Origin of the sequence: Paenibacillus cisolokensis, assembly GCF_018403665.1 — a bacterium.
Taxonomy (GTDB): Bacteria; Bacillota; Bacilli; order Paenibacillales; family Paenibacillaceae; genus Paenibacillus_AH; species Paenibacillus_AH cisolokensis.
The window spans coordinates 1-3,469 of record NZ_BOVJ01000028.1; the positions used below are offsets into that span (position 1 = coordinate 1).

Consider the following 3,469-nt stretch of genomic DNA (forward strand, 5'->3'; position numbering starts at 1 on the left):
CGTTAAAGCCAGGAATTAACTGCTGCTAGTTGAGGACTCCCTATGAAGCTGGCTTCAAAACGAAATTATGCAAAAGGCTCGTATTGATCAGCCAACATACGGATCACTTCACGTCGTGTTTTCATGGACATTTTCAAAACACTTCCCTTCGGTAACATTTCGACGTGAGTGATCCGATCCCCCTTCGGTAACATTTTACCTGAGTGATTGCGCACCCTTGCGCCGCCCCGATTTTTATGGTATAATACGGCGAAAGGACAGCACTGCATCGCAACCCGCCTCTTGGCGGGTTTTGTGTTAGGGGACTCGGTGCACGGAACGGAATGTTCCGGACAAGGGAGACGATGCGAATGAACAAAACCGACCGGATGCTGGCCATCGTCATCGAGTTGCAGCGCAAAGGCGTACTGCGGGCCGAGGATCTGGCTGCCAAGTTCGAGACGAGTATTCGTACGATTTACCGGGACATGCAAGCGTTGAGTGAAGCGGGTGTGCCGATTGCGGGCGCGCCGGGGACAGGGTATTCCTTGATGGAGGGCTATTTTCTTCCCCCCGTCAGCTTCACGGTGGAGGAAGCGGTGGCGCTGCTGATCGGGGCAGACTTCGTCGGGATGAAGCTGGACGCGGAGTACGGCGCCAAGGCCCGCAGCTCGCAGGAGAAGATCGAGGCGATTTTGCCGGAGAAGGTACGCGAGGAGGCCGAACGGATCCGGTCGGTGATACGGTTGCTGGACGTCGGGGAGTCCGGAACGCGGGGGCGGGAAAAAGAAACGTTTGAGCAGTTGCGCCAAGCGATTCTCCGGAAGCGCAAGGTACGCTTCCGCTACGCCAAAAATGTGCCGGACCAGGACGAATCCCGCCACAGCGAGCGAACGGCAGACCCGTACGGACTTGTCCATACCCATGGCGTGTGGATGCTTGTGGCGTTCTGTTGGCTGAGACAAGACATCCGCCACTTTCGGCTGTCCCGCATAAGCGGGCTTGTCATTCTGGACGAATCGTTCAACATCGACCCGGGATTTCGCCTGACGACTTACCGGCCTGCGGACGACCGGAATGTGACCGTGCGCATTTGGGTCGACCCCGCCATTGCGGACCGGGTACTGGAATCGGACAATTTCTATATGGAATCGTTCGAGCCGGGGGATCAAGGTTGGCTGGCGACGTTCCGGGTCAGGCGGATGGAGGATCTCCTCCAATGGACGCTCGGCTGGGGCGCCGCGGTGCGTGTGCTGGAGCCCGAAGCGCTACGCGAACGGGTAAGAGAGGAAATCGGAAAAATGTTCGAACGCTGCTGACATACTGTTGTCAGCAGCGTTCTTGTATGCTGGAACCACTAAAGGAAAGGAGATGACTCGCATGTCGATTGCGAAAGAAACGTTGTCCAGGTTCGAAGAGACGGTTAACGGCTATATTCGGGATTTGGAAGGAACGAGTATGGATCAGCTTCTCTGGAAACCGGCGGAAGACGAATGGTCGCTCGGCCAGATGTATATGCATTTGATTCGTTCCGCGCGGTTTATGCATTTGAGGAACGTCGCATTGTGTCTGGACCCGAACGGCAGCCCGGAAGTCACGCAGGCGGGCAAGACGGAACAGGGGGAAAAGGTGTTTAAAATGGGGAGTTTCCCGCCGATACGAATCCGGGTGGCCCCGTCCCCGCAATACACGCCGCCGCAGCCGGAAAGCAAGGAGCAAATCGTCGACGGGCTGCGGGACGCGCTGCGCCGAATGGCCGAGATCGAACCGGCGGTAACGGCTGCGTTCGAACCGGATCATCCGGTTCGATCCGAATCGGGCAAGGCGATCGCTCGCCATACGGTTCTCCATCCGCAGTTCGGCGGATTGAACGCATTGGAATGGTTCAGACTGGCCGAGATGCACTATCGTCACCATTTGCGCCAGAAGTCGCGTCTGGATGACGCTTGGAGGGTTGCTCATGCGTAAGACGGAACGGGAAAACGCAACTCCTGCCTATTGGGTAGGTGTTGCTTCGGCGTCGCATGTGCGGCGGGGGGTGAGCGGCGGCTTCGCCCAGTTGTGCCACGGCAAATCGGCGCCGCTGCGCAGAATGCGGCAGGGCGACTGGCTTGTCTACTACTCTCCCCGCACCGAGATGCGCAGCGGCGAGCCGCTGCAAGCGTTCACCGCCATTGGGCGGGTTGTGGACGACCATGTTTACGAATGCGCGATGTCCGAGACGTTCGTGCCCAGCCGCCGGAACATCGAATTCGTCCGCTGCCGGGAGGCGAAAATCGCAGGGTTGCTTGACCGGCTGTCCTTCACCCGCGGCAAGCGGAATTGGGGCTGTCTGTTCCGTACCGGCCACTTCAAGATTAGCCGCGAAGATTTTATGATAATTGCGGAGGCGATGAATGCCGCCATCCCGTGATGGATGATCTTTTGCAACTCGAATCAAACATGCGATAACCGCCGGTGATACGATCAGGGTGAAAGGAGGGAAGGCTTCCATGTACGAGTGGAACGAGATGGTGCAGCGGATGGTGGACTGGCTGGAGGAGCATTTGACGGAAAACCCGGTCCTGCTCAAGATGTCGGAGCAGCTCGGGTACTCGCCCTACTATTGCTCCAGGCAGTTCAATCAGTACACCGGAATGACCCTGCGCGACTACGTCTGGACCCGCCGGATCAGCCGTGCCGCCCTGGAGCTCCGCGACACGGACCAGCGGGTGCTGGACATCGCCGTCAAGTATGGGTTCTCGTCGCAGGAGGCGTTCACGAGGGCTTTTCACAAGGCTTTCGGGATGACGCCCGCGGCTTACCGGAAATCGCCCCGCCCCATCCCGCTCTCGATTCGTCAGGAGGTGTTCTCGCCTTATCACTATTGGATCAAGGAGCGGAATCGCATGAGCGAAGTTCGGGTGAAATCGGTGGAGATCAAGGTGGAGTTCATTCCGGCGCACAAGTTCATCGGAATCTGGGATATCGGCGCCGCGGACTACATGAGCTTCTGGAACAACGGGCATTCGTGTGACGAAGTGTGCGGCACGCTGGAGAGCATGTCCAATCACGTCCTCCCCGGGCAATTGGCGCAGACGGCGGGATGGTTTTACCGGAACGGGAAGAAAGGATACCTGTACGGCATTCCCGTCCCGCTCGATTACGACGGCCCCGTCCCGGAAGGCATGGAATGCCGGGTCATCCCGGAATCGGAGTATCTGGTCTTCCATCACCCGCCCTTCGACTACCTGAAAGACAACGGCGCGGTGATGAAGGCGGTCGAGGATACGGCGTGGAACTATGATCCCAAAGCGAAGGGTTATGCATGGGATGAGGAGACGAAGCAGGACTACCAGCGCCATTTCCCTGAAGGTTACGGGTATGCCGTCCTGCGGCCGGTGCGGAAGGTGTAATCGGGAGGAAGCCGCCCCGCTGCGGGCGGCCTTCCGCTCTTATGGAGACATTTCCTCGAGCAGTTGTTTTTTTTCTTGAGCGTTTTGCAATAATC

At 58.1% G+C, this 3,469-nt stretch carries 4 protein-coding genes; all 4 read left to right on the forward strand.

Annotated features, from left to right (window positions below; translation table 11 throughout):
- The first annotated feature begins 350 nt into the window (after nucleotides 1-350).
- The 4 genes from PACILC2_RS04165 (at nucleotide 351) to PACILC2_RS04180 (ending at nucleotide 3,374) form a co-directional block, all read left to right on the forward strand.
- Nucleotides 351-1,298 (forward strand): helix-turn-helix transcriptional regulator, encoded by a 948-nt coding sequence (locus PACILC2_RS04165; protein WP_213527675.1) that lies wholly within the window; start codon nucleotides 351-353, stop codon nucleotides 1,296-1,298.
- A 61-nt stretch (nucleotides 1,299-1,359) separates the two neighbouring features.
- Complete coding sequence (locus tag PACILC2_RS04170; protein ID WP_015253129.1) at nucleotides 1,360-1,947, forward strand: DinB family protein; 588 nt, start codon at nucleotides 1,360-1,362, stop codon at nucleotides 1,945-1,947.
- Nucleotides 1,940-2,392, forward strand: coding sequence for an EVE domain-containing protein (locus tag PACILC2_RS04175; protein WP_015253128.1), 453 nt, complete (start codon nucleotides 1,940-1,942; stop codon nucleotides 2,390-2,392). Before PACILC2_RS04170 ends, PACILC2_RS04175 begins: the two co-directional genes overlap by 8 nt.
- A 79-nt stretch (nucleotides 2,393-2,471) precedes the next feature.
- Nucleotides 2,472-3,374: an AraC family transcriptional regulator gene (locus PACILC2_RS04180; protein WP_213527677.1), complete on the forward strand. Its 903-nt coding sequence runs from the start codon at nucleotides 2,472-2,474 to the stop codon at nucleotides 3,372-3,374.
- Nucleotides 3,375-3,469 lie beyond the last annotated feature (95 nt).

Excerpts from the sequence above, each read along its gene's own strand:
- PACILC2_RS04175 (WP_015253128.1), top strand. The coding sequence starts at position 1,940 with ATGCGTAAGACGGAACGGGAAAACGCAACTCCTGCCTATTGGGTAGGT.
- PACILC2_RS04170 (WP_015253129.1), top strand. The coding sequence starts at position 1,360 with ATGTCGATTGCGAAAGAAACGTTGTCCAGGTTCGAAGAGACGGTTAAC.
- PACILC2_RS04180 (WP_213527677.1), top strand. The coding sequence starts at position 2,472 with ATGTACGAGTGGAACGAGATGGTGCAGCGGATGGTGGACTGGCTGGAG.
- PACILC2_RS04165 (WP_213527675.1), top strand. The coding sequence starts at position 351 with ATGAACAAAACCGACCGGATGCTGGCCATCGTCATCGAGTTGCAGCGC.